Source organism: Amycolatopsis sp. CA-128772 (assembly GCF_002904295.1).
Classification (GTDB): domain Bacteria; phylum Actinomycetota; class Actinomycetes; order Mycobacteriales; family Pseudonocardiaceae; genus Amycolatopsis.
On the sequence record NZ_PPHG01000031.1, the window covers coordinates 19,225 to 44,702 of the forward strand.

A 25,478-nucleotide genomic window follows, 5' to 3' on the forward strand; every position below is an offset into this window, starting at 1 on the left:
TTCGTGTGGTGCTGCCGAATTTGGTGGCGCTGCGACCGTATTTTAGTAAACATAGGTGCATGACCTCAGTCCCCGTCCTGCGCGAACCGGCCACCGACGCCGACGAGCCGGTGCCGCTCCGGCGGATTGCCGGCTTGTTCCGCCCGCACCGCGGGCCGCTCGGCGCGCTGTTCGCGCTGATCGTCGTGCAGGCGGGCCTCGGCGTCGTCTCGCCGTTCCTGCTGCGCGAGATCCTCGACGACGCTCTTCCGCACCGCGACACGCTGCTGATCAGCCTGCTGGCGGCCGGGATGATCGTCTGCTCGGTCGGCAGCGGCTCCTTCGGCGTCGCCACCACCGGGCTGTCCAACACCATCGGGCAACGGGTCATGAACGAGCTGCGCGTCTCCGTCTACGGCCACCTGCAGCGGATGTCGCTCGGCTTCTTCACGCGGACGAAGAGCGGCGAAGTGCTTTCGCGGGTGTTCAACGACATCGGCGGGGTCGACAACGTGATCACCACGACCGCCGGGTCGATGGTGCAGAACGCGACCACGACGATCGCCATCGCCACCGCGCTGGTCCTGCTCGACTGGCAACTCGCGGCGCTCTCCCTGGTCGTCGTGCCGCTGTTCCTGCTGTTCACCCTGCGGCTGGGCCGGAAACGGCGGCAGCTGGCCCGCGGCCGGACCCGCCGGATGGCCCGGCTGACGACGATGGTCGAGGAGTCCCTGTCGGTCACCGGGGTGCTGCTCGCCAAGACGATGGGCAACGAGCGGGCGATGCGCGAGCGGTTCGGGGCGGAGTCGCGGGAAATCGCGTCGCTGGAGCGGGACGCGGCGCTGGCGGGCCGCTGGCACCGGGCGTCGCGGGCGATGAGCCTGACCGTCATCCCGGCGCTGGTCTACTGGATCGCCGGGCTGGCGCTGGCGGGCGGGGCGTCGCCGATCTCGCTCGGCACCGTCGTGGCGTTCACCAGCATGCTCAACCGGCTGGTCGCGCCGGCGAGCGCGATGCAGACGATCGGGCAGAACGTGGCGACGTCGAAGGCGCTGTTCGGCCGCATCTTCGAGGTGCTGGACCTGCCGGTGGAGATCGCGGACAAGCCGGGTGCCCGTGAGCTGGAGGTGCGCCGCGGCGACGTCTCGATGCGCGGCGTCTCGTTCAGCTACGACGAAGGCGGGCCGCCGACGCTGCACGAGATCGACCTCGACGTGCCGGCCGGGACCACGACGGCCCTGGTCGGCTCCACTGGCTCGGGCAAGACGACGCTCGCCTACCTGGTCGCGCGGTTGTACGAGGTGAGCAGTGGTTCGGTGACGATCGACGGCACCGACGTCCGGGACGTCACCCTGGCGTCGCTCGCAGCCGGCGTGGGGCTGGTGTCGCAGGAGACCTACCTCTTCCACGACACCGTGCGGGAGAACCTGCGTTTCGCCAAGCCGGACGCGACGGACGACGAGATCGAGCGGGCGGCGAAGGCCGCGCACATCCACGACACCCTGGCCGGTCTGCCCGAGGGGTACGACACGGTCGTCGGCCAGCGCGGCTACCGGTTCTCCGGCGGCGAGAAGCAGCGGATGGCGATCGCCCGGATCCTGCTGCGCAACCCGCCGGTGCTCATCCTCGACGAGGCGACCAGCGCGCTCGACACCCGCACCGAACGTTCGGTGCAGGCCGAGCTCGACCGCCTCGCCGCGGGCCGCACGACGCTGACGATCGCGCACCGGCTGTCCACTGTGGAACACGCGGACCAGATCGTGGTGCTGGACGAAGGGAGGATCGCCGAACGAGGAACACACGACGAGCTGCTGACGCGCGGCGGGCGTTATGCCCGGCTGGTGCGGGGAACCCCTTAACCTGGGGCCATGCAGCCTGACACCCTCCACGCGGACGCCGAACTCGCCGACCTGGCCCGGCGGGTGCGCGAAGGCGTCGGACGGCTGAACTGGCGGATGCGCGGCGAGGCGGACCAGGGCAACCCGGGGCCGGCGGTGCTCGCGGTGCTGAGCCGGCTCTACCGGGCGGGCACGCAGACGCCGACCGAGCTGGCCGAGGCGGAACGGCTGCAGCCGCAGTCGCTCACCCGGATCCTGACGTCGCTCACCATCCGCGGGCTCGTCGATCGGGAGCCGGATCCCGAAGACGGGCGCCGTTCGCGGATCAGCCTCTCCGAGGAGGGCCTGGCCGTCCTGCGCCGGTACAGCTACCAACGCGAACGGTGGCTGGCCAACGCGCTGGAGTCGACGTTGTCGCCGACCGAACGGCAGCTGCTGCGGCTGGCTGCGGACCTGCTGATCCGGGTCGCGGACGCCTGAGGCGCTCGGCTCGGGGCGCCGGCCGCGGCCGGCGTGCGGACGCCTGAAAGCTGCCGTGGAGACCCCTCGATCCCTCCACGGCAGCCTTCGGACACCCCCTTGCCCCCACCGCCTCCCCGCGGTGTGGGTCGGGTTCCGGAACGGGCCGCTCCTCCTCCGGCCCGCCCCGGAACCCTGGTGCCCGGACGGCTCACCTCCCCAGGGGCCGTCCGGACTTCCCTCCTGGCCGGTGGTCCGGTACCCGCCGGCAGGACAAAGTCTGCCGCGCGGAGAGCGGCGAGTTGAGTGTGAGAACCCTCAATTACCCGTGGGTAGTAATACTCAGCCGGACGTCTTCATGCCCCTGCGCGTCGCCGCGCGCTTTGCCGTCGCACGTGCCTTCGCCGCCCTGGACGCGGCAGCCTTGGCCTTTGCGACGGCCTCGTTGCGCGCGCCCTCCGCTTCGGCGGCGCTCTCTTGCAACGCCGCGAGCAGGCGGGTTACTCCCTCGGTCTGCTCGGCGGCCGTCGGCTGGACGACCTCGGCCCCGTCGATCTTCGCCTGGACCAACGCCTGGAAAGCTTCGCGGTAACGGTCGGGGTAGCGGCCGGGGTCGAATTCGCCCGTCAGCTCCCCGACCAGGTTCACCGCGCGCCGCAGCTCGCCGGGGCGGATGTCGACGTCGGCGTGCCGGAAGGGGAAGTCGGGCTCGCGCACCTCGTCCGGCCACCGCATGGTCTCGAGCACGATGACCTGGTCGCGCACGCGCAGGGCGCCGAGCGTCTCGCGGCGGCGCAGCGCGACCGTGACCAGCGCGAGCCGGCCCGACTGCTGGAGGGCCTCGCTGAACAGCACGTACGGCTTCGTGCCCGCCGGCTCGGGTTCGAGGTAGTAGCTCTTCGCGAACCAGATCGGATCGACGTCGGCGAGCGGGGCGAACCCGCGGATGGCGATCGTGCGGCCCGGCATCGGGAGCGACGCCAGTTCGTGGTCGGACAGCAGGACGACGTCGCCGCCGGGGACCGGGTAGCCGCGGACCATCTCTTCGGGCGGCACTTCGGCGCCGTCGACCTCGCAGACCCGCTTGACCCGGACGCGGCCGCCGTCGGCTTCGTGCACCTGGTGCAGCGGGAGCTCGCGCTCTTCGGTGGCGCTGTACGCCTTCACCGGAACGGCGTAGCTGCCGAACCCGATCGTGCCCGTCCACACCGCACGCATGCGAACCACCTCCGCAGCTCCCAGGCTAGACAGCCACCCGCGCGGATCGACAGCTACAAACGGGTGTCAGGCGCGACGGCCTCGCTCACACATTCGAACGACGGCGTGACCTCGTCGAGCGCCTCCGCGGAGCAGCGGGAGGCGATGGCCGCCGCGCGGAGCACCTCGGTGACCACTTCGACGTCCAGCGGCGGGGCCGCGGCGAGCGCGGCCGAACCACCTTCGACGCGGGCGGCGAGGCCGGCGAGCGCGTGGGAGATGGCCTCCTGGCCGGCCACCAGCTGGGCGACGACGTCGGTGAGTTCGCCGGTCGTGGCGCCCGGGCCGCCGCACCGCAGGCCGGCGGCGAGTTCCTCGGCGCAGGTGCGCAGGTGGGTGGCGACAACCGTCGGCGGCAGCGTCAGCCGATCTTGCATCGATCACCTCTCGGGCCGGCGAAAGCAGCCATAGTGCCACCGCACGCGCCGTCACCGGATCCGACACACCGCCACTCACATATTTGACCGAGCGTTCTCGATAGCGCTAGGGTTTCGATCATGTCGCGGGTCAAGGAGTTCGACGTCGGCGAAGCCTGCGAGGGGGCACTCACGCTCTTCCGGCGCCAGGGTTACGAGGCGACGTCGGTCAGCGACCTCGTCGCGCACCTCGGCGTCGCCAAGGCCAGCCTGTACGCGACCTTCGGCACGAAGCACGACCTGTACGTCACAGCGTTGAAGCGCTACGCCGAACAGGCCGACGCGCGGGTGATGGCGCAGTTGTCGGAGCCGGGTTCGGGCGTGGCCGCGGTGCGCCGGCTCTTCGACGGCTACGTCGGGGAAATCCTCGGCGACGAGGCGAGGATGGGCTGCTTCGTCGTCAACGCGGCGATCGAGCTGCTCCCCCGCGATCCCGACGTCGCCCGGCTGGTGGAACGCAGCTGGGACACCCTCGAGGTCGCGCTGACCATGGCGCTGGAACGCGCGCGAGCCCAGGGCGAACTACGCCACGGCAGCGAGCCGGCAACGCTGGCGCGGTTCCTGCTGACCGTGCTGCAGGGCCTGCGCGTCCTGGGCAAGGGCGTCGACGCGGCGGGCCGGGTGCACGCGGCCGTCTCGCAGGCCATGCGGCTTATTCAAGACTGATCGGACCAGAAAGAAGGTACACGATGGGGGCACGTTTCGCGGGCAAGGTCGTCCTGGTGACGGGCGGCGGCTCGGGAATCGGACGGGCGACGGCGCGGGCGTTCGCGGCCGAAGGCGCGACGGTGGTCGTCGCGGGGCGCGACGAGCGGCGGCTCGAGTCGGCGGTGCGGGAGATCGGCGGCGACGCGAGCGCGGTGACCGTCGACGTGACCGGCTCCGCGAGCGTGGCGCGGATGGTGGAGACGGTCGTCGCGCGGCACGGCGGGCTCGACGTCGCGTTCAACAACGCGGGCATCCTCGGGTCGCCGGCGCCGGTCGCGGACCTCGGCGAGGACGACTTCGGCGCGGTGCTGGACACGAACGTCACCGGGACGTGGCTGTGCCTGAAGCACGAGGTCGCGCACATGCGGGCGCACGGCGGCGGCGCGATCGTCAACATGGCGTCGAACATCGGCGCGCACGGCAGGCTGCCGAACCTGGCGGCCTACGCGGCGTCGAAGGCCGCGGTGAGCGCGCTGACCAGGACGGCGGCGCGCGACCACATCGGCGACGGCGTCCGCATCAACGCGGTCAGCCCGGGGGCGACCGACACGGACATGTCCCGCCGCCCCGGCGAGACGGACGCGGACCGCGCCGCGCGGCTGAAGGACGCGATCCCGCTGGGCCGGGTGGGCGCCACGGCCGAAGTGGCCGCCGCGGTGCTGTGGCTGGCTTCGGACGAGGCGGCGTTCACCGTGGGGCACGACCTGGTGGTCGACGGCGGCGCGACCGCCTGAGCGGCCCACCCGGACGCGGGGACCGTTTCACGACTCACGGTTGCGCATGGCGGCTCTCCTTTCGGGCGCGGTGACGAGGGGCGGCGGCTCAGGACTCGCGGTTACGCACGGTGGCTCTCCTTCCGGGACGCAGGGCACGGCGGGCACTCGTTCAGGACTCGCGGTTACGCACAGCGCATCTCCTTCCGGGGCGTGATGGCGGGGTTTGCGGCAGCCTCAGGACTCGCGATTGCGCACGACGGCACTCCTCTCGAACGCGGGGACAAGGGGGCTCCGGCGGCTCAGGACTCGCGGTTGCGCATGACGGCCTCCCTCCGGCGGATCGCGCGGACTTCGGGACTCGGGGGCCTCAGGACTCGCGGTTGCGCATGGCGGCGGCCTCCCTTCACTGCTCCGAACGTGTGGCAATCATCGATCGCGGCCGTCCGGTGTGGTGGGGTGGTTGTGGATCGTCGGATCACCCCCAGGGGAGTTGCACCGCCTTGAGTATGGACGGCGCCCGTCCGGCCGAACGCCACCCGGCCCGGATCCGAGGGGCGCTGAACCCTGCTCGCTGGACGCTCTGGCGGCAGCGGCGGTCACTCGTCTTCTACTGCTTCCTCGTCGAATCCGCCGCGCTCGTCGCCACCGTCTGGACCGCCGTCGCGGTGCCCGTGCGGGGCTGGGACCTGATCGTCTTCGGCGTGCTCGCCGGGCTCGGCGTGCTGCAGGCCGAGCTGGGGCGGCAGGTCGAGCGCGTCCGGCGGCTGGTTTCCGACACCCCGCACATCAACCTGACGTCGGTCTGGACGTTCGCCGGGGTCCTGCTCCTGCCGCCGGCGCTCGGGGCCGCGCTCGTCGTCGTCCTGTACGTGCACCTCGGGACCCGGAGCCTGGCGCGGATCAAGCGCGTCCCGCCGTTCCGGATCGCGCTGAACGCCACGCTGGTCGTCGTCACCTGCTACTCGGCCGACTTCGTGCTCGCGCGGCTGGGGGTCGGCGACATGCCCGCCGCGCTGACCGCCGGCTGGCGCGGCGTCACCGCGATCGCGCTCGCGGCCGGGACGTACTTCCTGGTCGCGGCGATCACGATCCTCCCGGCGCTGACCATCACGACCCGCTCGGTCAAGGCGTTCTTCGGCGGCCTCGGCGACAACCTCCTCGAGGTCGCGACGCTCTGCCTGGGCATGCTGACGGCGCTGACGCTGGCGACGCTGCCCGCGCTGGCCGTCGCGATCGTGCCGCCGCTGCTGGTGCTGCACCGGGCGGTGCTGATCAAGCAGCTGGAGATCGCCGCGACGACCGATGAGAAGACCGGCCTGTTCAACACGACCGGCTGGCACCTGCTCGCCTCGCGCGAGCTGGCCCGGGCGCAGCGCAGCACCCGGAGCACGTTCGGCGTCCTGATGATCGACCTGGACCACTTCAAGCTGATCAACGACCAGCACGGCCACCTGGCGGGCGACACGGTCCTGCGCGCGGTCGCGGCGACGATCAAGAGCGCGGTCCGCGACTACGACTCGGTCGGCCGCTTCGGCGGCGAAGAGTTCGTGGTCCTGCTCCCGGACATCGGCCCGGTGGCGGTCCTGGCGGTGGCCGAGCGCATCCGGTCGGCGATCGAGGCCCTGAAGGTCGAGTACGAGGACGGCACCGAGGTCCGGGTGATCGCGAACCTGTCGGCCTCGATCGGCGTGGCGACCTACCCGGACGGCGGAACGGCCGTCGACCGCCTGCTGCAGGCCGCGGACAAGGCCCTGTACCGAGCCAAGAACGCGGGCCGCAACCAGGTGGTCGACGGCACGGCGACCGCCTAGGAAGCCGCCGGTTCCAGCCGCCAGAGGTCGCCGAGCACCTTCAGCAGGAGCTCTTGCCGCTCCTCGAGCACCGCGGGGGTCCAGACGTCGCTCGCGGCCACCTGGGAAGTCAGCACGAACGGCGCCCAGCTGGTCTTTTCGAAGTACTTGGTCTTCTTCGCCTCGAACTCGAGGTTGCTCGCTTGGGAATTCTTCCGCTTCGAGAGCAGAACCAGGTTCGCCAGGCGATGCACCCAGTAGGCCCGCTCCTGCGCGGTGAACGCCGTGGTCCACCCACTGCCCGCGGTCGGGTTCTGCGGCAGGACGTGCTCGACGCTGATCGACGGGTAGTCGTCGTAGCTCGCCCCGCCGTCCGACAACGCCGAGTCCAGGCGTTGCAGCACGTAGAGCCGGACGCGAAGCACCGTGTAGATCTCGGCGTCCAGCTTGCCGAGAGTCTCGTCCTGCTCGGCGGCGGACAGTTGCAGCGGCGACTCGGGCGAGTAGAGATCGCGGTCGTTCTCCATCCAGTCGAGCACGCGTCCGTAGCGCTCGATCCGGCGGGTGATGTCCACGCGGCGGACGAGCATGCTGCCGGCGAGCCGCTCGAGGTCGGTCAGGAACCGCAGCAGCGACGCCGAGTCGGCCGTCGGACGGCTGAAGGCGCTGATCGCCGGCGGGATCCAGTCCGTGTTGCCCAGCTGGTTCAGCCAGCCCAGCAGCCGGTTGATCGCTTTGGCGTCCGGTCCCCCGGCGTAGCCGGCCCGCGTGACCACCTCGAAGGCATCCGAGAAGGGGACGAGCACGTCGTCGACGAACCTCTTGCCGTCAGGAACCTTCTGCAGCACGGAGGCCCGGAACTCCTTGAGGATCGACTCGCGGGCTTTGGTCTTCGCGTAGACCATGCGGATGTGGGAGAAGAGGTCGCCGAAGTCGTCGCGCCCGAGGTCGTTCTCCTCCTGCACCCACTTGTTCGTGTAGGCCTCTTGCTCGGCGGCCGGGATCGCCCCGATGATCTCCGACTTCAGGATGTCGGTGTGCGTGAGGTCCAGGCCGCGTTCGTTGAGCACCGTGAAGATCCGGTAGGCGGACTCGAAGTCGGCCGTCGACACGACGACGAGGTAGGTGTGCCGGTCGATGAACGACACCAGCCGCTGGCACTCCTCGACCCCGAGCTCGCTCAACCGGTTCTGGAGCAGCACAGCGTTCTCGACCAGACGCGTGCGGCTGTCGGGGCGCACGTCGACCAAGGACGGCAGCGACTCGTTGCCGGAGCGTTCCTGGATGTACTTCTCGAAAAAGCCCTGGTCCTGGTCACGCAGGCGAAGGCGTGGCTGGTCCGCGGTCCCCTTGATCGGGTCGCCCTCCTGGAAGATCCGGCCTTCGAGGGACGCGGCGAAACGCGGCGAGACGTACTCGCGGAGAACGCTGAGGAGCACGGTCAAGGTGGTGAGGCGCTGCTGCCCGTCGATGACCGCCGCGTGGGCTTCCTTCTCGTCCTTGACCAGGACGATGCTGCCGAGGAAGTAGGGATCGGCTTCGGTCAGCGAATCCTTGGCCCGGGAGGCGGCGAGCAGATCGTCGAACATCTCGCCCGCCTGCTCGGTAGTCCACGCGTACGGTCGCTGGTAGCGGGGAATGGAGAAGTGGTAGGCGTCGGTGAAGATTTCGCCGACGGTGTGCTCCGCTGCTTGGATTCTGGTCCCGGCCATGCGAGTGAACTCGCAGGAAGAGGATCACTTGTTACACCAGTTACCGCATTGTTCGCAGCTGCGGGCTCCCGCAGCTGCGAACAAAGCCCTCAGGAAGCCGCGGCCAGGACGGCCTGCTCCACCTCGCGGCGCCAGCCCGGCTCGATGCGGCCGCTTCTGGGCGTTACCGCGAACGAGTCCACCACCGCTCCACCGAGCGTTGATGCCTTCGCCCAGCGGACCTCCGCATCACACCTGCGCAACGCTCCCGCCACCCGGAACAGCAAGCCGATTCGGTCCGCTGCGCGTAGCTCCAGGACCACCGTGTCCGGGCCTGATGTTTCGTCGTCGAACCACAGCACCTTCGGGGCCACCGGGGCCGATGGGGTGCCGTAGTCGCGTTCCTTTGCCGCCAGGCGCTGGGTCAGGGGCAGGGTTCCCGCCACCGCGCGGGCGAACTGCTCGCGCAACAGCGTTGCGTCCGGCAGGGAACCGAACTTCGGGGACGCCGTGAACAACCCCGCCCGGCCGCCCTCGTGGCCGCGCAGGACCGCCGAGTGGACCTCCAGGGAGTTCAGGGCCAGCACGCCCGCCGCCGGGGCGAGGAGCTCCGCGCGGGCCGGGACCGCCAGCAGGACCGTCACCACCTTCCCGTGCGAGCTGATCCGGATCTCGCCCGTGCCCGACGCCACCGCCGCGGCGACCAGCTCTCGCTGTTCGTCGTCCATCGGTGTGGGGGCGGTGAAACCCCGGCCGTGCAGGACTTCTTCGCACCCGGACACCAGCTCGGCCAGCAGGCGGGCCTTCCAGTCCGTCCAGACGCCCGGGCCCGTCGCCAGCGAATCCGCCTGGGTCAGCGCGTGCAGCAGCTCGACCAGGACGATGTCGCTGTCCAGGGTCTTCACCACCCGCGCCACCGTGGCCGGTTCGCTGATGTCGCGGCGGGTTGCCGTGTGCGCCAGGAGGAGGTGGTGGCGGACCATCGCCGACACCGTGGCCGTGTCGGCCGGGGTGAGGCCCAGGCGGGTCGCGACCTGGGCGGAGATCTTGGCGCCCAGCTCCGAGTGGTCGGCGTCGCGGCCCTTGCCGATGTCGTGCAGCAGCGCGCCGATCAGCAGCAGGTCGGGGCGCGACACCGTGGTGGTCAGCTTGGCCGCCTCGACGCAGGTGCGGACCAGGTGGCGGTCGACCGTCCACTGGTGCACCGGCGACCGCGGCGGCAGATCGCGGACCGCGCCCCACTCGGGGAACAGCCGGGACCACAGGCCGGTCCGGTCGAGCGACTCCACCGCGTCGACCAGGCCCTCGCCCGCGCCCAGCAGCTCGACCAGCGCGTTCAGCGCCTCGGCCGGCCACGGGGCACGCAGCTCCGGCGCCGACTCGGCCAGCGCCTTGAGCGTGCCGAGCGCGATCGGCTTGCCCGTGCGCGCCGACGCCGCCGCGACCCGCAGCAGGAGGGCCGGGTCCTTCGCCGGGACCGCGTCGCGGGCCAGCGCGACCTCGTTCCCGTGCAGCACCACGTTTTCCGCCAGCGGCGTCCGCGACGGCCGCCGCCCGAAGCGCGGCCGCGGTGGCTCCACAGTGGACCGCAGGGCGACGTCCAGCGCGTACGCGATCGTGCGGCCGGCCCCGGAAAGCTTGCGGGCCAACGTGAACCGGTCGCCGAAGCCGAGTTCGGCCGCGACCAGCTCGGCCTCCGGCGCCGACAGCACGTCCCGTTCCCGCCGGATCTCGCGCCGCAGCTCGGTGCGGACGTCGAGCAGGAGTCCCTTGGCTTCCAGGAGTTCCTCGCCCGGCCGCGCGGTGAGCTGCGCCGCGGCGAGGGCTTCCAGGACGGCGAAGTCCCGCAGGCCGCCGCGCCCGTGCTTGAGGTCGGGTTCGGCGGACTGCGCGATTTCGCCGCTGCGGGCCCAGCGCTGCCGGACCGACGCCGTCATGTCCGGGATCTGCTTGCGCGCCGTGCGGCGCCACTGGTCCCGCGCCGCGGACACCAGCCGGCCGCTCAGCTCGGCGTCCCCGGCGAGGTGCCGGGCGTCGAGCAGGCCCATGGCCACGCGCAGGTCCTCCGAAGCGACCTTCAGCGCTTCACCCGGTGTGCGGACCGAGTGGTCGAGCCCGACTTTCGCGTCCCACAGGGGATACCAGAGCGCGTCCGCGATCTCGCCGACGCCGCTGTTGCCGTTGTGCACCAGCAGCAGGTCGAGATCGGAGAACGGCACCAGCTCCCGGCGGCCGAGCCCGCCCACGGCGACCAGCGCGACACCCGGTTCCGCGGTGTCTACACCGGCCGCCGAGGCGCCCCTGCTCAGCCAGAACTCGTAGAGGTCGACCAGGGCCGCCCGCAGTGCGGACGCCCCCAGCCTCCCGTGCCTGCCCTCGAGCAAGCGCTCGGTGGCCTTGACCAGTTCGCCCCCGTCGGCCATCCCAGACGCCTTATAGGGCGTCCGTGCCGCGCTCGCCGGTCCGTACCCGGATGACCGTCTCCACCGGCGTCACCCACACCTTGCCGTCACCGATCTTGCCGGTGTGCGCGGCCGTGGTGATGGCGTCGAGGACCTTTTCCACGTTGGCGTCGTCGGTGACGACCTCGATCTTCAGCTTGGCCACGAAGTCCACCGAGTACTCGGCGCCGCGGTAGACCTCGGTGTGGCCCTTCTGCCGCCCGTAGCCCTGAACTTCGCTGACCGTCATGCCCAGCACGCCCAGCTGCTCCAGCGCGGAGCGGACGTCGTCGAGCGTGAACGGCTTGACAATCGCCGTGATGAGCTTCATGCCTTGCTCTCCTCGAGTTTCGCGGCCGGGGTGGCGGACTTGACCGGGATGGTCGTCGGGTGGCCGAGGCCACCGCCGGACCCGGTGAAGTCGTACGCGCTTTCCGCGTGCTGGGCTTCGTCGATGCCGCTGACCTCGTCCTCGGTGCTGACGCGGAAGCCGCCGGCCTTCTTGATCACGAAGCCGATGATGAAGGACAGCACGAAGGAGTACGCGAGCACCGCGCCCGCGGCCGCCGCCTGACGCCCCAGCTGGGTGAACCCGCCGCCGTAGAACAGGCCGTCCGCACCGAGCGAGTTGACGCTGGTGGTGCCGAAGAAGCCGATCAGCAGCGTGCCGACGATGCCGCCGACCAGGTGGACGCCCACGACGTCGAGCGAGTCGTCGAAGCCGAACTTGAACTTGAGCGAGATGGCCAGTGCGCAGACCGCACCGGCGATGAGGCCGATCGCGATGGCCCCGAGCGGGCTCACGAAACCACAGGCCGGGGTGATGGCGACCAGGCCGGCGACCGCGCCGGAAGCCGCGCCGAGGGTGGTCGGCTTGCCGAACTTGAGCTGCTCCACGACCAGCCAGCCGAGGACGGCCGCGGCGGTGGCGACGGTGGTGTTGGTGAACGCGACGGCGGCGAGGTCGTTGGCGGCCAGCGCCGAACCGGCGTTGAAGCCGTACCAGCCGAACCACAGCAGCGACGCACCGAGGAGCACGAACGGCACGTTGTGCGGCCGGCCGGTGTCCTTCGGCCAGCCCTTGCGCTTGCCGAGCACGATGGCGAGAGCGAGACCCGCGGCACCGGCGTTGATGTGGACCGCGGTCCCGCCGGCGAAGTCGAGCGCCTTCAGGTTGTTGGCGATCCAGCCGCCGACGGCGTTCTCGCCGATGAAGCCGTTGAACGAGAACACCCAGTGCGCGACCGGGAAGTACACGACCGTCACCCAGATGACGACGAACAGCGTCCAGCCCCAGAACTTCGCGCGGTCGGCGATGGCGCCGGAGATCAGCGCGGGCGTGATGATCGCGAACATCAGCTGGAACATCACGAAGGCGAGGACGGGCAAGCCGTCCGAGCCGGGCCAGGCGACCGCTGGCGAGGTGTCGGTGGCGGCGACCGCGAAGCCGGCGAGCTTGCCGAAGGTGTTTTCCAGCCCGGCGAAGTGGAAGTTACCGAGCAAACCGCCGAAGGCGTCGTCGCCGAAGGACATCGAGAAGCCGTACAGGGCCCACAACACCCCCACGACGGCCAGCGCGATGAAGTTCATCATCAGCATGTTCAGGACGCTCTTCGCGCGGACCATGCCGCCATAGAAGAACGCCAGTCCTGGGGTCATGAGCATGACCAGCGCGGCGCTGGCCAATACCCACGCGGTGTCTCCTGCGTTCAGCACATCGTCCTCCCGTGCCCTGGGTTCGTGCGTTGGCAGTTTTGGCGCGCGGTGTTTCACGGGGCGGCTCGCGAGGTTTCGCCCGCGTGAACTGTCCGCGCCCGGTTGTTACGGCCAGGTTTCCCCCGACCCCGCCTCGGGTGTCCGGTTGCGAAACGTCGTGGTCGAATAGCCCCATGACACCGGCCGACCACGGGAATGACCCACTGCCACCCCCGGTGGTCGCCGCACTGCGGTGTTCGGTGTGCGGCGACCCGATCGGCGCAGCGGGACGCACGCTGCGTTGCGGCAACCGCCACTCGTTCGATCTAGCGCGCCAGGGTTACGTGAACCTGTTGCACGCGCGAATCCCGGCCGGGACCGCGGACACCGCGCCAATGGTCGCCGCGCGCGCGGGCTTCCTCGCGTCGGGCGCGTACGAGCCACTGGCGGACGAGCTGGCCCGGGTCTGCGCGGAAGCCGGCGGCCTGGTGATCGACGCGGGCGCGGGCACGGGGTACTACCTCGCGCGGGTGCTGGAGACGTCGGAGGCGTTCGGGCTCGCGCTCGACGTCTCGGCGGTCGCGCTGCGGCGGGCGGCGCGGGCCCACCCGCGGCTGGGCGCGGCGGTGTGGAACCTCTGGGAGCCGTGGCCGGTGGGCGACGGTGTGGCGTCGGTCGTGCTGAACGTCTTCGCGCCGCGCAACGGACCGGAGTTCCACCGCGTGCTGCGGCCCGGGGGCCTCCTCGTGGTCGCCGCGCCGGCCCCGGACCACCTCCGCGAGCTGGGCGACCTGGTCCTGGCCGTCGACGAGCGCAAGGACGAGCGCCTCGACGCCACCCTGGGCGAGTACTTCACGCGCACGGACCGCACGGAAGTCCGGCGCGAGGTCGAGCTGACGCCGCGGCAGATCCGCCAGGCCGTCGAGATGGGACCAGCCGGGTTCCACCTGGACCGCGACGGCCGCCGGGAGCGCCTGGACGCGCTGAGCGAACCCCAGGTCGTCACGGTGTCGTTCACCGTCTCGTCGTATCGGAGGAAGGGATGAAGCCGGACTGGACGGTGTCCGCGTCCCGGCTCGCCGACAACGACTGGGTGCGGGCCCGCATCGGCGGCGCGGCGAAGCTGTACGGCTGCGCGCGGCCGGAGGTGCTGGGGACGATCTGGTGGTACTCGCTGTCGTCGGTCCTGGTCGCCCCGGCGGTCGAAGGCCTGGTGGCCGGGACGCCGGTCGATCCGTCGCTGGACGCGATGGAGCTCGACCTCGTCGCCGACGGGCGGTTCCTCGGTGCCCGGTCCACCCGTCCGCTCGACGGCGGCCTCCCCGCGCTCGGCGCCGCGTTCACCGGCGCCCTCGGGACCGCGATCGCCACCATCGCCGCCGTCAGCGGGGCTCGGGAGCGCGCGCTCGGGGCCATCGCCACGGACTCGATCGGCAACCGGCTGCTCTGGACGCCCGATCCCGAACGCGCAATGGCCCTCGCCGAGCCCCTGGTCGCCGCGATCGACCTGGGCCTGCCGAAGCCGCGCTTCGTGCGCGTCGGCCGTACGCCCGCGGTACGGCGTGCTTCGTGCTGCCTGATCTACGAAGCCGGCAACCCCAAGTGCGTGAGCTGCCCGCGTCAGACGCCCGAAGAGCGCGAAGCCCGCCTTCGCGCCGCCCTGGGTTAGAGAACCGCCAGCTCCAGCGCGGCGAGCCGCTCCGGGTCGGCGATGACCTCGATGCCCGTGATGCGGTCGCCGTCGACCTGGAACGCCAGGACCACCGCCAACCGGCCCTCGCGCACCATGAGCAGGCCGGGGGCGCCGTCGACCAGGGCGAGTTCGCTCGCGCGGGCCCGCTCGGACGCCAGGATCGCGCCCCGGCGGACGCTCTCGACGCCGCGCAGCTCGATCGGCGCCGGGCTCGGGCCGGCGAACCGGTCGGCGTGCAGCACCACGTCCGGGTCGAGCAGCGCCAGGAGCGCCTCGAAGTCGCCGCCGCGGGAGGCCGCGAGGAACGCTTCGACGACCTTGCGCCGCCGGGGCAGGTCCGCGGCCGCCGCCTCGCCGCCCTTCACCCGGCGGCGGGCGCGGCTCGCCAGCTGCCGGGTCGCGGCCGGGGTCTTGCCGATCACCGGCGCGATCTCGTCGAACGGCACCGCGAACATGTCGTGCAGCACGAACGCGACGCGCTCGGCCGGACCCAGCGCGTCGAGGACGACCAGCAGCGCCAGCCCGACCGTGTCGGCCAGCTCCGCCTCCTGGCCGGGGTCGCGGCGGTCGTCGTCCGGCTCGGGCTGCCCGTCCAAGGGCTCTTCGCGGTGGTTGCGCCGCGTGCGCAGCAGGGACAGGCAGATCCGGGCGACCACGGTGGTCAGCCACGCGGGGAGGTTGTCGATCCCGGCCGCGTCGGTGCGGTGGAACCGCAGCCACGCCTCCTGGACGGCGTCGTCGGCTTCGGCCGCCGAACCCAGCATCCGGTAGGCGACCGCGCGCAGCCGCGGCCGCTCCTGCTCGAACCGCTCGGTCAGCGTGTCCACTGTGTCCTGTTCCTTCCGCCGTGCGTCGTAGCAGTAGACCCCGCGGCGGCCGCCGATGTGCCCGGAACGCGTGTGATCCCGGTCATCCCCCGGCGGTCCGGCGGAGTACCTCGGCGAGCAGGGCCGCGGGCTCGGACACCGGCCCCGGGAGGCGCGCGAGCACCACCCGCCGCCGCTCCGACGGGCCGCCGCGGACCTCCAGCACGCGCACTCCCGGCGGCACGGCCTCGGCCAGCGAAGCCGGCAACGTGGTGAGGCCGCAGCCGGCGGCGACGAGGTTCAGCTTCGCCAGCCAGTCGCGGGCGGTGTGGGCGATCTCGGGCCGCTCGTCGAGCCCCGGCCACACGCCCATCAACGTCGTCTCCCCCGCCGACGGCCCGGCGATCCAGCGCTGCCCGCGCAGGTCCGCCACGTCGACCTCGCCGGCGCCGGCCAGCGGGTGGCTCGCGGGCACGGCGAGGCGGAGGCTGCGCTCGGACAGGGTCTCCAGGCGCAGCGCCGGCGTCTCGGCGTCCGGCGGGCGGAACGGCGGGACCGAGCCGAGCAGGGCCAGGTCGACCGTGCCCGCGCGCAGGGCCCGGACCAGAACCGGCGTCGTGCCCTCCCGGGTGACCACGGTGACGGCCGGGTGCGTGCGGCGCAGCTCGGCGACGACGCGCGGCACCAGCACCGCGCCCGCGCTGGGGTACCAGCCGAGGCGCACCGTCCCGGCGTCGGCGGGCAGCCCGGCCAGCTCGCGCCCGGCGGCGTCGATCTCGTCGAGCACCGCGACGGCGCGCCGCAGCACGATGGTGCCGGCGGCGGTGAGCCGGACACCGTCCGGCCGCCGGTCCAGCACCGGTGTGCGGGCCACCCGTTCGAGCGACGCGATCTGCCGCGACACCGCGGACTGCGTGTAGCCCAGCGCCGTCGCGGCGGCGGTCAGGGTGCCGCGTTCGGCGACCTCGCGGAACACGCGCAGGGCCACCAGGGAGACGTCGCCGAAGTCCATGACGTTCACGCATACCAGGGTTGCCGGATTCTCGCTTTTCGCATGGCTGCCGCGGATCTAGCGTGGCCGGTATGACACGTACCGCCGTGGTGACCGGGGCCAACCAGGGCCTCGGCTTCGCCCTCGTCCGCGGGCTCGCGGCCCGCCTCGCCCCCGAAGACCTCGTCCTGCTCACCGGCCGCGACGCCGGCCGGGTGGCCGCGGCCGCCGCCCGCGTCGCCGCCGATCCGGCGACGCGCAGCCGCGTCGAAGGGCGCGTCCTCGACGTCTCCGACGCAAGCGCCGTCGCCCGCTTCGCCGAGCCGGCCGACATCGTGCTCTCGAACGCCATCGGGCCGCTCGACCCGGACCGTCCGCAGGCCGAACAGGCCGACGTCTTCCTCGACGTCGCCAACAGCGGCACGCACGCGGTGCTGCGGTCGTTCGGGCCGGTCCTGCGCCCGGGCGGGCGGCTGCTGGTCGTCGCCAGCTCGCTGGGCACCCTCGGCCACCTGCCCGAGCCGCTGCGGCCGCGCTTCGACGGCGTCTCGCTGGACGACGTCGAGAAGGCAGTCGAGAACTGGCGCGCGGCGATCCACGACGGCACCGCCGCTGCGGCGGGCTGGCCGGACTGGATCAACGTGCCGTCCAAGGTCGCCCAGGTGGCGGCGGTGCGCGCGGTGGCGGCCGAACGCCGGGACGGCGACCTCGCGAACGGCACCCTGGTGGCGGCGGTCTGCCCGGGCCTGGTCGACACGCGGGCGTCCCGGCCGTGGTTCAGCGACTTCAGCCAGGCCCAGCCGCCGGACGAGGCGGCGCGGAAGGTGCTGGACCTGGTGTTCGCCGACGTCGACCCGGCCACCTACGGCGAACTGGTCCGGTTCGGCCGCGTGCTGCCGTGGCGGAGCTGACCCCGGTTCACAGCACGCAGAACTCGTTGCCCTCCGGGTCGGCCATGACGAAGTGGTCGGGGCGGCCGTCCAGCTCGTCCTGGCGCAGCACCGTCGCGCCCGCGGCGGTCAGCCGGGCGACCGCCTCCACCACCCGCTCCCAGCGCGTGTCCCACGGCACCTCGCGCCCGCCGCCGGCCTGGACGTCCAGGTGGAGACGGTTCTTCGCGGTCTTGCCTTCGGGCACCTTGAGGAAGCTCAAGCCCGGCAGGACGCCTTCCGGATCGCTCAGGTACGCGCCGTCGTCCCACTCCTCCTCGGGCACGTCGTGCTCGGCGAACCACGCCTCCCAGCTCGCGAACCCCGCCGGGGGCGGCCGTTCGATGTAGCCGAGGGCCACCGACCAGAACCTCGCCAAAGCGCGGGGTTCCGCGCAGTCGATCGTCACGCTCCAGCGCACCGTCACGGACTGGAGCGTAACCTCGCCCACGCCCCGGGAGGGCGTGTCATCCGGGGGATGATGCGGTTACCGTGGGCGGCGATGAGTGAACGCAGCTGGGGCTTCCGCACCCGCGCCCTGCACGCGGGCGGCACCCCCGATCCGGCCACCGGTGCGCGGGCCGTGCCGATCTACCAGACCACCAGCTTCGTCTTCGAGGACGCGGCCGACGCGGCGAACCTGTTCGCGCTGCAGAAGTACGGCAACATCTACAGCCGGATCGGGAACCCGACCGTGGCCGCCTTCGAGGAGCGGATCGCCAGCCTCGAAGGAGCCATCGGCGGGGTCGCCACCGCGAGCGGGCAGGCCGCCGAGTTCCTCACCTTCAGCGCGCTCACCGAGGCCGGGGACCACATCGTCGCCGCGAGCGGCCTCTACGGCGGCACCGTCACCCAGCTCACCGGCACGCTCCGGCGCTTCGGCGTCGAGACCACCTTCGTCAGCGGCGGCATCGACGACTACGCCGCGGCGATCACCGGCCGGACGCGGCTGCTCTACACCGAGATCATCGGCAACCCCGGGGGCGGCGTCGCCGACCTGGCCGCGCTGGCCGACCTCGCGCACGCGCACGACATCCCGCTGGTCGTCGACGCCACCCTCGCCACGCCGTACCTGTGCCGCCCGATCGAGCACGGCGCCGACATCGTGCTGCACTCGGCGACGAAGTTCCTCGGCGGCCACGGGACGACGCTCGGCGGGATCGTCGTCGAATCCGGGAAGTTCGACTGGGGCAACGGGAAGTTCCCGCGGATGACCGAGACCGTCGACAGCTACGGCGGCCTCCGCTATCGGGAGAACTTCGGCGAGTACGCGTTCTGCACCCGGCTGCGCGCCGAGCAGCTGCGGGACATCGGCGCGGTGCTCTCGCCGCACTCGGCGTTCCTGCTGCTGCAGGGCGTCGAGACGCTCCCGCAGCGGATGGACGCGCACGTCGCCAACGCCCGCGCGGTCGCCGAGTACCTCGAAGCCGACCCGCGCGTGGCCTGGGTGTCCTACGCCGGGCTGCCGTCGCACCCGCACCACGACCTGGCCCGGAGGTACCTGCCCGCCGGGCCGGGCGCGGTGTTCTCCTTCGGCATCGACGGCGGCCGGGCGGCGGGCGGGAGGTTCGTCGAATCGGTGGAGCTGCTGTCGCACCTGGCGAACGTCGGGGACGCGCGGACGCTCGTCATCCACCCGGCGTCGACCACGCACGCGCAGCTGTCGGCGGAACAGCTCGCCGCCGCGGGCGTCGGGCCCGACCTGATCCGGCTGTCGGTCGGTTTGGAGGACGTCGACGACATCCTCTGGGACCTCGACCAGGCGCTCGGCAAGGCGGTGGCCGGATGACGCACGACGTCGGTGCCGTCGAGCGGCGGGCGATCCTCCAGCGGACGAAGTCCGTGACGCTGATCGGCGCGTCGGCCAACCCGGCGCGGCCCAGCTACTTCGTCGCGACCTACCTGCTTTCGTCGACGCGGTACGAGGTCCACTTCGTCAACCCGCGGCTGGACACGCTGTTCGGGAAACCGGTGTACGCGTCGCTGAAGGACGTGCCGGGCGAGCCCGACCTGGTCAGCGTGTTCCGCAGGCACGACGACCTGCCGCAGGTCGCCGAGGAGGTCATCGACGCCGGCGCGCGGACGCTGTGGCTGCAACTCGGGTTGTCACACGAGCCGGTGGCCGGCCGGGCGCGGGACGCCGGGCTGGACGTCGTGATGAACCGGTGCGTGAAGATCGAGCACGCGCGCTTCGCGGGCGGGCTGCACCTGGCCGGGTTCAACACGGGCGTGATCAGCTCGCGGCGGCAGTCGGCGCCCTGATCGGGGAAGAGAACGGCCGTTCCCGGTGTTGGCCCCGGGTATGACCTTGGGGATCACGTTCTCCGGCGGCCCGACCGCCCTCCTGGAACTCGGCGGCGTCCGGCTGCTCACCGACCCGACCTTCGACGCCCCCGGCGACCACCCCGTCGGCGAGCGCGTGCTGGTCAAGACTGAGGAATCGGCGCTGACCGAAGAGGCGACCGGGGTGGTGGACGCGGTGCTGCTGTCCCACGACCAGCACCCGGACAACCTGGACGACCGCGGCCGCGCGTACCTCGCGACGGTGCCGTTGACGCTGGTCACGCCCAGCGGGGCGGCGCGGCTCGGCGGGACGGCCCGCGGGCTGGCGCCGTGGGATTCGACGCGGGTCGGGGCGCTGACGATCACGGCGGTTCCGGCGCTGCACGGACCCGAAGGCGCTTCGCGGCTCACAGGAGACGTCACGGGGTTCGTGCTGACCGGCGACGGGCTGCCGACGGTGTACGTGAGCGGCGACAACGCGTCGGTGGACCTGGTGGGCGAGATCGCGGCGCGGTTCCGGGTGGACATCGCGGTGCTGTTCGCCGGCGCGGCCCGCACGGTGTTCTTCGACGGCGCGCCGCTGACGTTGACCAGCGTGGACGCGGTGGAGGCGGCGAAGGTCCTGGGCGCGGCGAAGGTGGTCCCGCTGCACTTCCGGGGCTGGCAGCACTTCAGCGAGGGGCCGGACGTGCTGCGGAAGGAGTTCGAGGCGGCGGGGCTGGCGGACCGGCTCGTCCTGCTGGAGCCCGGGCAGCACGCGGAGGTCTGACGGGGGCGTGAGAGGCTGGCGGCATGGCCAAGCCGACTCCACTGCAGTTCCGGAACATCCTCGTCGCCCTCCTCGCGGCGGCGGGCTTCGTCTGGAGCGTCGTGGTCGGGCTGCCGTGGTGGGTGAGTGCCATCGTCGGGTGCGCCTGCGTCCTGTCGCTCGCCTCCGCCTACCTCAACCGGCCCGGCGCGAACTGACGCGTCTTCGCGAAATGGCCTCGGCTGACGTTGCGCCATGACGACGATCTGGGGCGTTCACAACGACCAGCCGCACCTGGACCTGGTCGGGAACGGGTTCGTCTCGATCGGCTGGGACGACCTCGGCGACCTCTCGGAGCTGAAGGATGACCGCGACGACGCCAAGGACCGGGTCGTCCGGGGATACCCGGACCTGAAACCGGGAGCCATCCCGGTCACCGCGGGAACGTTGCTCTCGTTCCGGTACCGGATGCAGCCCGGCGACATCGTGATCCACCCCCACAAACCGGACAGCACCCTCAACTTCGGCCGCATCACCGGTGACTACTACCACCAGGCCGGCGTCTCCCTCCACGCCAACCGGCGACCGGTCGAGTGGCTGCGAACCGGTGTTCCCCGGACGACCTTCTCGCAGAGCGCTCGCTACGAGATCGGTTCGGCCGTCACGGTCTTCCAGGTCAAGCGACACCGGCAGGAATTCCTCGGCTTCCTGAAGGGGCTGCCGACGTCGGCGGCCCCCGCCGAGGCCGAACCGGAGGCCGCCGCCGACGAAGCGGCCGAGCAACCGGATGCCGAACGGATCGAGACCTACACCCACGACTTCGTCATCGACACCCTGATGAAAAAGCTGGAGGGCGTCGACTTCGAGCACTTCGTCGCGCACCTGCTCGGCGCCATGGGGTACCGGACCGAGGTGACCAGCCCGTCACGCGACGGCGGCTACGACATCATCGCCTCGCACGATCCCCTGCTGCTGAAGCCGCCGATCATCAAGGTCCAGTGCAAGCGCACGACTTCGTCGATCGGGCGCCCGGAGGTGCAGCAGCTCACCGGGGCGTTGGCCGCCGGCGGATCCGAGCTCGGCCTGTTCGTGACGTTGGGCAGCTACTCCGCCGACGCACAGCACGAAGAACGGCACCGCCAGAACCTCCGGCTCATCAACGGCCGTCAGCTGGTCAAGCTGATCTTCGAGCACTACGGCAAGTTCAGCCTCGAGTACAAGCGGCTCCTTCCGCTGCGGTCCGTCTACGTCGTCGACAACACCGCGAACTAACGCGTCTTCGCGAAGCGGGCCTTCAGGTTCGTGCGGCCCGCTTCCGTGAGCCGGCCGAACAGCCGCAAGCGGGCCAGGCCGCCGTCCGGGTAGATGTCCAACCGGGCCTCCGTCACCTCCGGGCCGTCCGGGAGGGCGAAGCGGTGGCGCGTGTCCGGCTGCAAGCGCGTCTTCGGCAGCAGCGGGACCCATTCGCCGTACGTTTCGCGGCCGCTCACCGAGGCCCAGCCCGGTGCGTTGCCCTTCAGGTTGCTCGTGTCCAGCTCCACGAACCGGACGATGCCGGCGCCGGCCAGGCGCAGCGTCACCCAGTCGTTGCCGTCGTCGCGGCGGCGGGCCGTCTCCCAGCCCTCCGCCTGGTGGGCCGCCAGGCCCGGCGACAGGATGTTGTTCGGCGACGAATAGAACCGGTTGCTGCAGCCCGTGACGACCGCGCCGTTCTCCAGGGCCGCCAGGTCGAGTGCGTCCAGGTCGAGCAGCGCCGGGTCCGGGATCGGTGCGCCGTGCACGCGCAGGCGCGCCACTCCCCCGTCCGGGTGCTGGGTCAGCCGGACGTGCGTGTAGCGCCGCGATCCGTTGACCGCGTAGAAGTTCTCCGTGTGCCCCGAGGCCGGCGCGCGGTCGACCAGGACGTCCCAGTCCGCCGCCACCACCTCCGCCGCCGACGGGTAGCCCGGCAGCGACGTCGCCTCGACCGAGACGTGCGGCGGGTAGTTGCCCTTGAAGAACGCCGTGTCGACGACGACGCCGGTGACCGTGCCGGCCAGGCCGAGCCGGACGATGGCCTGGTCGTCGCCCGGTTCGCGGTGACGGCGGGTCTCCCAGCCGTCGTAGACCTGGCCCTTCGGGCCGAACGTCTCCGCCCGGTGCGCCGGCACCCAGGGGTTGACCAGGTTCTCCTTCTCGGCGAACAGCTCGTCGGTCGCCCACATCACCGTGCCGCCGAAGCGGCGGGACGCGAGGTCGGGCAGTTCTGTCCACTCCGGACGGTCGGACACCAGAGCCTCCATTTCAGCAGTTCCCCCGGGTCAGCAACGCACCGCGCGGCTCGTCGCCGGTGATTTCCGTGCCCCGCAGCCAGGTCGAGCGCACGACGCCGGCGAGCGGCCGCCGGTCGTACGCGCTGACCGGGTTGCGGTGCTCCAGTTTCGCGACGTCCACGACAAAGGCCTCGTCCGGCGCGAACACGCAGAAGTCGGCGTCGTACCCCACGGCCAGGTGCCCCTTGCGGCGCATCCCCGCCTGTGCGGCCGGCCGCTCGGCCATCCACCGGACGACGTCGGTGAGCGCGAACCCGCGCTGCCGCGCTTGCGTCCAGATCGCCGGCAGCCCCAGCTGCAGGCTGGAAATCCCGCCCCACGCCTGGCCGAAGTCGCCGCTGTCGAAGCGTTTCAGCTCCGGCGTGCACGGCGAATGGTCGCTGACGATCGTGTCGATGACGCCGTCGGCGAGCCCCTGCCAGAGCTGTTCGCGGTTGGCCGCCTCGCGGATCGGCGGGCAGCACTTGAACTGCGTCGCGCCGTCTCGGATCTCCTCGGCGACGAAGCTGAGGTAGTGCGGGCAGGTCTCCGCCGACAGCCGGACGCCGTCGCGCCGCGCCGACGCGATCAGCGGCAGTGCGTCCGAAGAGGACAGGTGCAGGATGTGGGCCCGCGCGGCGTGGCGGCGGGCCGCCTCGATCACCTGCGAGATCGCGTGGTTCTCGGCCGTGCGCGGCCGAGAGTGCAGGAAGTCGACATAGCGACCGCCGTGGGGCTCCGGTGCTTCGTCGATCTCGGTTGCGTCCTCGGCGTGGACGATCATCAGCGCGTCGAAGGAACTGAGCTCCCGCAACGCTTCGTCGAGCCCGGCCGGGTCGAGCGGCGGGAATTCGTCGACGCCGGAGTGCAGCAGGAAGCACTTGAAGCCGAACACCCCGGCTTCGTGCAGGCCGCGCAGATCGGTCACGTTGCCGGGGATCGCGCCGCCCCAGAAGCCGACGTCGACGTGCACCCGGCCGGCCGCCGCCGTGCGCTTGACCTCCAGGGCCGCGACGTCGACGGTCGGCGGCAGGCTGTTCAGCGGCATGTCCACGATCGTGGTCACCCCGCCCGCCGCGGCCGCGCGGGTCGCCGTCTCGAAGCCCTCCCACTCGGCGCGGCCGGGGTCGTTCACATGGACGTGCGTGTCGACCAGCCCCGGCAGCAGCACGACGTCGTCGCCGAGGTCGAGGACGCGGTCGCCGGCCAGAGCCGCGTCGCCGGGTTCGACCGCGACGATCCGGCCGCCGTCGACCCCGACGGTCGCCGGGCCTTCGCCCGCGGCCGTCACGGCCCGGGCGGCACGCACCACAAGATCCATCCGAAAACCCTTCTGCGGGAGGATGACCACCGCCGATTTCACAGTACGGAAAGGCGGTTTCGCACAACGACAGTAACCACGGCGCGCGCCGCTCGTCAACGACGGACATAGCGCGTTACGGTCATCCTTGTGCGGCTTGAAGCGGAGTTCACCAGCGAACCGTTCCACGGCGAAGGTTCGCCGCCCGAGCACGCCGTCGCCGCGCGTGACGCCGCCGCGGAAGCCGGGCTGGACACCGATTTCGGGCCACTCGGCACCCTCGCCCGCGGCGAGGCGAAGGAGCTGCTCGAAGCCCTCCCGGCGATTGCGAAGGCGGCCCTGGAGGGTGGCGCCACACGGGTCACGCTGCAGCTGCGCCGGGCCGACGACCCGGGCAGCGCACCCGTCGTCGAGCTGAACGACGCGCTGGCCCGGCTGATCGCCGACGTCGAGCGCGAACTGGGCGCCAAGCTGGGCGAACTCGACCGCGCGGGCAAGCAGCGCGCGGTGCGGCTGTTGCGCGAACGCGGCGCCTTCGGGCTGCGGAAATCCGTCTCGTCGGTGGCCGACGCGCTGGGCGTCACGCGGTTCACCGTCTACAACTACCTCAACCGCGAAGCGGACTGACCAGCGCTTTCAACAAAATGTTGACGGAACTCGGGCGCCGACGTACGGTCAGCTCGTGCTGCTCACCGAGTTCAACACCACCGACGTCCGCCCGCTGCTGACGGACTGCCTCGCCGTGCCCCGGTGGGTCGACGCCGTGCTGGCCGGGCGCCCCTACGCCGACGTCGACGCGTTGACCGCCGCCGCGGACCTGCCGCTGAGCAGCGACGAGATCCGCCAGGCCATGGCCGCGCACCCCCGCATCGGGGAAAAGCCGGCGGACGGCTGGGCCCGCTCCGAACAGTCCGGTGTGGACAATGCGGACGCGTTCGCCGCGGCGAACGCCGAGTACGAAGCCAAGTTCGGCCACGTGTACCTGGTCTGTGCGACCGGCCGCAGCGGCGACGAGCTGCTGAAGATCCTCCGCGAACGACTCGGCAACGACCCCGCGACCGAGCTGGCCGTCGCCGGCCGCGAACTGCTGAAGATCGCCGGACTCCGACTCGCGAAAGCGGTGACCGCGTGAGCCTCGTGACCACCCACGTCCTCGACACGGCGACCGGGCGCCCGGCACCGGGCATCGCCGTCCGCTTCGAAACCGCCGGGGGCAAGCCGATCGCCGAGGGCCGCACCGACGACGACGGCCGCATCCGCGACCTGGGGCCGGAAACCCTCGAGCCGGGCACCTACCGCCTGGTCTTCGACACCGGCGCCTATCTGGGCCCGGACGCCTTCTTCCCCGAGGTCACGCTGGCGTTCCGGATCTCCGACCCCGCGGCGCACCACCACGTGCCGCTCCTGCTCAGCCCGTTCGCCTATTCGACCTACCGAGGGAGCTGAC

At 71.7% G+C, this 25,478-nt stretch carries 27 protein-coding genes; 16 read left to right on the plus strand and 11 right to left on the minus strand.

Annotated elements, in window-relative coordinates; genetic code table 11:
* Positions 1–59 precede the first annotated feature (59 nt).
* Together C2L59_RS14950 and C2L59_RS14955 are read left to right on the plus strand one after the other, a co-directional pair.
* Positions 60–1,838 carry an ABC transporter ATP-binding protein gene (locus C2L59_RS14950; protein WP_103350110.1) on the plus strand — a complete coding sequence of 593 codons (1,779 nt, stop codon included), beginning with the start codon at positions 60–62 and terminating at the stop codon, positions 1,836–1,838.
* Between the two features lie 9 nt (positions 1,839–1,847).
* Entirely contained in the window at positions 1,848–2,297 is a 450-nt protein-coding gene (locus C2L59_RS14955; protein ID WP_103350111.1) for a MarR family winged helix-turn-helix transcriptional regulator, read from the plus strand.
* A 321-nt stretch (positions 2,298–2,618) separates the two neighbouring features.
* On the opposite strand, the gene C2L59_RS14960 is transcribed toward C2L59_RS14955, so the two are convergent.
* Together C2L59_RS14960 and C2L59_RS14965 are read right to left on the minus strand one after the other, a co-directional pair.
* The gene (locus C2L59_RS14960) at positions 2,619–3,494 is read right to left on the minus strand and encodes a Ku protein (protein WP_199199080.1); all 876 of its coding nucleotides are present in this window, start codon (positions 3,492–3,494) and stop codon (positions 2,619–2,621) included.
* 53 nt (positions 3,495–3,547) lie between these two features.
* Positions 3,548–3,910: a hypothetical protein gene (locus C2L59_RS14965; protein WP_103350112.1), complete on the minus strand. Its 363-nt coding sequence runs from the start codon at positions 3,908–3,910 to the stop codon at positions 3,548–3,550.
* Positions 3,911–4,030: 120 nt separating this feature from the next.
* Between C2L59_RS14965 and C2L59_RS14970 the strand changes: the two genes are divergently transcribed.
* The 3 genes from C2L59_RS14970 to C2L59_RS14980 all read left to right on the plus strand — a co-directional run bounded on the left by C2L59_RS14970 (position 4,031) and on the right by C2L59_RS14980 (position 7,184).
* The gene (locus tag C2L59_RS14970; RefSeq protein WP_103350113.1) at positions 4,031–4,615 is read left to right on the plus strand and encodes a TetR/AcrR family transcriptional regulator; all 585 of its coding nucleotides are present in this window, start codon (positions 4,031–4,033) and stop codon (positions 4,613–4,615) included.
* Between the two features lie 23 nt (positions 4,616–4,638).
* Positions 4,639–5,391: a glucose 1-dehydrogenase gene (locus C2L59_RS14975; protein WP_103350114.1), complete on the plus strand. Its 753-nt coding sequence runs from the start codon at positions 4,639–4,641 to the stop codon at positions 5,389–5,391.
* Between the two features lie 488 nt (positions 5,392–5,879).
* Positions 5,880–7,184 carry a diguanylate cyclase gene (locus C2L59_RS14980; protein WP_103350115.1) on the plus strand — a complete coding sequence of 435 codons (1,305 nt, stop codon included), beginning with the start codon at positions 5,880–5,882 and terminating at the stop codon, positions 7,182–7,184.
* On the opposite strand, the gene C2L59_RS14985 is transcribed toward C2L59_RS14980, so the two are convergent.
* From C2L59_RS14985 to C2L59_RS15000, 4 genes are all read right to left on the minus strand, one after another.
* Positions 7,181–8,875: a DUF262 domain-containing protein gene (locus tag C2L59_RS14985; RefSeq protein WP_103350116.1), complete on the minus strand. Its 1,695-nt coding sequence runs from the start codon at positions 8,873–8,875 to the stop codon at positions 7,181–7,183. The genes C2L59_RS14980 and C2L59_RS14985 overlap by 4 nt on opposite strands.
* A gap of 89 nt (positions 8,876–8,964) precedes the next feature.
* Positions 8,965–11,277 carry a [protein-PII] uridylyltransferase gene (locus C2L59_RS14990; protein WP_103350117.1) on the minus strand — a complete coding sequence of 771 codons (2,313 nt, stop codon included), beginning with the start codon at positions 11,275–11,277 and terminating at the stop codon, positions 8,965–8,967.
* Between the two features lie 10 nt (positions 11,278–11,287).
* Complete coding sequence (locus C2L59_RS14995; protein ID WP_103350118.1) at positions 11,288–11,626, minus strand: P-II family nitrogen regulator; 339 nt, start codon at positions 11,624–11,626, stop codon at positions 11,288–11,290.
* Positions 11,623–13,011 (minus strand): ammonium transporter, encoded by a 1,389-nt coding sequence (locus tag C2L59_RS15000; protein ID WP_199199081.1) that lies wholly within the window; start codon positions 13,009–13,011, stop codon positions 11,623–11,625. The genes C2L59_RS14995 and C2L59_RS15000 overlap by 4 nt, the downstream gene beginning before the upstream one ends.
* A 173-nt stretch (positions 13,012–13,184) precedes the next feature.
* On the opposite strand from C2L59_RS15000, the gene C2L59_RS15005 reads away from it, so the two are divergent.
* Positions 13,185–14,036, plus strand: a complete 852-nt coding sequence (locus C2L59_RS15005; RefSeq protein WP_370444744.1) for a putative RNA methyltransferase — start codon at positions 13,185–13,187, stop codon at positions 14,034–14,036.
* Positions 14,033–14,659, plus strand: a complete 627-nt coding sequence (locus C2L59_RS15010; protein WP_103350120.1) for a (2Fe-2S)-binding protein — start codon at positions 14,033–14,035, stop codon at positions 14,657–14,659. Before C2L59_RS15005 ends, C2L59_RS15010 begins: the two co-directional genes overlap by 4 nt.
* Here the strand turns inward: C2L59_RS15010 and C2L59_RS15015 are convergent.
* On the minus strand, positions 14,656–15,510 hold the full coding sequence (locus C2L59_RS15015; RefSeq protein ID WP_103350121.1) for a sigma-70 family RNA polymerase sigma factor: 855 nt from the start codon (positions 15,508–15,510) through the stop codon (positions 14,656–14,658). The two genes, C2L59_RS15010 and C2L59_RS15015, sit on opposite strands and share 4 nt — an antisense overlap.
* An 82-nt stretch (positions 15,511–15,592) precedes the next feature.
* On the minus strand, positions 15,593–16,501 hold the full coding sequence (locus C2L59_RS15020; RefSeq protein ID WP_199199085.1) for a LysR family transcriptional regulator: 909 nt from the start codon (positions 16,499–16,501) through the stop codon (positions 15,593–15,595).
* Between the two features lie 71 nt (positions 16,502–16,572).
* On the opposite strand from C2L59_RS15020, the gene C2L59_RS15025 reads away from it, so the two are divergent.
* Positions 16,573–17,391, plus strand: a complete 819-nt coding sequence (locus C2L59_RS15025; protein WP_103350123.1) for an SDR family NAD(P)-dependent oxidoreductase — start codon at positions 16,573–16,575, stop codon at positions 17,389–17,391.
* Between the two features lie 7 nt (positions 17,392–17,398).
* Here the strand turns inward: C2L59_RS15025 and C2L59_RS15030 are convergent, their stop codons facing one another.
* Positions 17,399–17,836 (minus strand): VOC family protein, encoded by a 438-nt coding sequence (locus C2L59_RS15030; protein WP_233223505.1) that lies wholly within the window; start codon positions 17,834–17,836, stop codon positions 17,399–17,401.
* A 75-nt stretch (positions 17,837–17,911) separates the two neighbouring features.
* On the opposite strand from C2L59_RS15030, the gene C2L59_RS15035 reads away from it, so the two are divergent.
* From C2L59_RS15035 to C2L59_RS15050, 5 genes are read left to right on the plus strand one after another with little or no spacing between them, the layout of a single operon-like run.
* The gene (locus C2L59_RS15035) at positions 17,912–19,198 is read left to right on the plus strand and encodes an O-acetylhomoserine aminocarboxypropyltransferase/cysteine synthase family protein (RefSeq protein WP_103350124.1); all 1,287 of its coding nucleotides are present in this window, start codon (positions 17,912–17,914) and stop codon (positions 19,196–19,198) included.
* Positions 19,195–19,671: a CoA-binding protein gene (locus C2L59_RS15040; protein WP_103350125.1), complete on the plus strand. Its 477-nt coding sequence runs from the start codon at positions 19,195–19,197 to the stop codon at positions 19,669–19,671. The genes C2L59_RS15035 and C2L59_RS15040 overlap by 4 nt, the downstream gene beginning before the upstream one ends.
* Before the next feature lie 40 nt (positions 19,672–19,711).
* Complete coding sequence (locus tag C2L59_RS15045) at positions 19,712–20,461, plus strand: MBL fold metallo-hydrolase (protein WP_103350126.1); 750 nt, start codon at positions 19,712–19,714, stop codon at positions 20,459–20,461.
* A 23-nt stretch (positions 20,462–20,484) separates the two neighbouring features.
* Entirely contained in the window at positions 20,485–20,658 is a 174-nt protein-coding gene (locus C2L59_RS48125; RefSeq protein WP_199199082.1) for a hypothetical protein, read from the plus strand.
* Between the two features lie 37 nt (positions 20,659–20,695).
* Complete coding sequence (locus C2L59_RS15050) at positions 20,696–21,712, plus strand: restriction endonuclease (protein ID WP_103350127.1); 1,017 nt, start codon at positions 20,696–20,698, stop codon at positions 21,710–21,712.
* Here the strand turns inward: C2L59_RS15050 and alc are convergent.
* Together alc and allB are read right to left on the minus strand one after the other, a co-directional pair.
* Positions 21,709–22,722, minus strand: coding sequence for an allantoicase (gene alc, locus C2L59_RS15055; RefSeq protein WP_103350128.1), 1,014 nt, complete (start codon positions 22,720–22,722; stop codon positions 21,709–21,711). The genes C2L59_RS15050 and alc overlap by 4 nt on opposite strands.
* 1 nt (position 22,723) lies before the next feature.
* Positions 22,724–24,052: an allantoinase AllB gene (gene allB, locus C2L59_RS15060; protein ID WP_103350129.1), complete on the minus strand. Its 1,329-nt coding sequence runs from the start codon at positions 24,050–24,052 to the stop codon at positions 22,724–22,726.
* Positions 24,053–24,181: 129 nt separating this feature from the next.
* Between allB and C2L59_RS15065 the strand changes: the two genes are divergently transcribed.
* The 3 genes from C2L59_RS15065 to uraH are packed head-to-tail and all read left to right on the plus strand — an operon-like array spanning position 24,182 to position 25,477.
* A complete protein-coding gene (locus C2L59_RS15065; protein ID WP_103350130.1) occupies positions 24,182–24,658 on the plus strand; it encodes a helix-turn-helix domain-containing protein in 477 nt (158 codons plus the stop codon).
* A 55-nt stretch (positions 24,659–24,713) separates the two neighbouring features.
* Entirely contained in the window at positions 24,714–25,163 is a 450-nt protein-coding gene (gene uraD / locus C2L59_RS15070) for a 2-oxo-4-hydroxy-4-carboxy-5-ureidoimidazoline decarboxylase (RefSeq protein WP_103350131.1), read from the plus strand.
* Positions 25,160–25,477 (plus strand): hydroxyisourate hydrolase, encoded by a 318-nt coding sequence (gene uraH, locus C2L59_RS15075; protein WP_103350132.1) that lies wholly within the window; start codon positions 25,160–25,162, stop codon positions 25,475–25,477. Before uraD ends, uraH begins: the two co-directional genes overlap by 4 nt.
* The last annotated feature ends 1 nt before the right edge of the window (position 25,478 follow it).